Origin of the sequence: Candidatus Phytoplasma crotalariae (assembly GCF_030586865.1) — a bacterium.
GTDB lineage: Bacteria > Bacillota_I > Bacilli_A > Acholeplasmatales > Acholeplasmataceae > Phytoplasma > Phytoplasma citri.
In genome coordinates, this window is record NZ_JAOSIR010000055.1 from 1 (window position 1) to 1808 (window position 1808).

Annotated in this window: 2 protein-coding genes; both read right to left on the bottom strand. The window is 25.8% G+C overall.

From position 1 onward, the window contains the following. The coding region (locus OC683_RS02520) for an SVM family protein (RefSeq protein ID WP_420887825.1) at positions 1-46 on the bottom strand (46 nt) is incomplete at its 3' end. A gap of 975 nt (positions 47-1021) precedes the next feature. Further along, complete coding sequence (locus OC683_RS02385) at positions 1022-1696, bottom strand: YqaJ viral recombinase family nuclease (RefSeq protein WP_304514939.1); 675 nt, start codon at positions 1694-1696, stop codon at positions 1022-1024. Positions 1697-1808: the final 112 nt, after the last annotated feature.

Below are 1808 nucleotides of genomic sequence, written 5' to 3' on the forward strand. Positions count from 1 at the left end.
ATAAACAAATACTGATTATTTTAAATTGATTTGATAATTTAAACATAAATTAATTCTCCTTTAATTATTTATAATCATTCTTGTTGGAACTTTCTAGTTTATCAATTGCAAGAATATGAGAATAATTTTTTCTTAAACTCATATATTATAATATCATTATCTGATGAATGATTTTCGTTATTTTCTATGGTAGCAATTATATTTCTTTGAGAAATTTCAGATTGATCATTATGATTGATAAAATAATTGATTATTTTTTTATTTTGTTCATAAGCTTTTTACTATTTTAATTTTCTTGGATGAACTGTTCCATTTTTTTAGACAAGTTTTGATTTAAAAATTGCGCTTGAAGACTAAAATTAAGTTCATAATTTCCTATCTTTTCAAACCAAAGAAATATTTTTTTTCATTTTGTCTTTAGATTTGTAAAAGGTTAAAAATCTGGGTAATCGTGAAAGTTTGGCAGTCAACTTGATAAATCGGGGTGTTGCTAAAGAATGACTGTTTGTAATAATTCCATTTGTTTTGGGATTAACATGTATAACTTGTTCCTTTATTTAAGATTACCATCCTTATAGCAAATAAATGAGCTAAAATGAAAAAATAATTTATTTTAGAGGTGATTTTTTTCTTTTTTTAGTTAACTAATAAGTGAGGAGGTAAAATGATTTTGATTTTTGTCTTGAGTAAAACTTTTATTGGAAATTTAACTTGCCACAAATGGCGCAGTTCCAAAAAGTTTGGTTTAAGAGAAAAGCTGAGATATTTTCCAATTAATAGCGATCGAGATGATTATTAATATTCTTAAAAGTTGTTACAAAATATGGGTGCAGTGCGAATATAACGGGTAGAAGATCATAATTTTAATTGCGGAACTGTTAATTCCGTTTGGATTTGGGTCATATGCCGAGACTTAAATAAAAAACGCATGAGCTAAAAATTAATTTCGATATTGATTTCTCCTTTTTTTTGATTTAGGAATGAAAAAAGACCTTCAATTTGAAGGTCTAAAAAGTATGAATTAATATTTAGTTTTAATTAATTGTTTTAAATAAGTAGTTTTTTCTAATTCTTCTTTGGATTTGTTTAAAAATTCTAAGTATTTTTGACTAGCTTGAATCATTTCAGAAATAAATTTATCATCTTGATAAATCTTAACAACATGATAATTATTGTCATTAAAATAAACTAAAAAGTAAGCGAATTTCGCTTTTGAACAAAAAAGTTGGCATTGGACTTGGGCCCAGTAGTATCTTGGAATATTTTCCGACTGAGGTTTGCTTAAAAAATCTGTCCAAGTGGTGGATACAGTTTTATCTTCATTAACAAAAGGACATTTAATTTCTAAGACCACTTTATTTTGTTCATTATAACCATCTAAAGAAGCAGAAAAAAGGTTAACTTGATCATCGAAAAAAGTAGTTTTTTTAAAATTTAATTTGGTTTTATTGCTAAAAAATTGGTGCGCAATCGGTTCCATTTTTTGCCCATGTAGGGTATATTGATTGACAGTAAAAGGGGCACCAAAGAGTTTATCATGTACTAACTGTTCCATGGAACGAAAAGGATCTAATCCTGTAATGGAAGCAACTTCGGAAGCATTAATATATTTTTGGCGATAATCAGGTTTTTTAGAAGAAGAAGCTTTTTCCTTATTTTTGGTTTCTTTCGGTTTTTCTTCTAATATTTGTATCATTTCTGAATTTGATAATATTTTAATAATTTTATTTATGCTTTCTTTTGAATAATGTTCTTATTGAAAATTATTCAAAAGAAAGCATAAATAAAATTATTAAAATATTATCAAA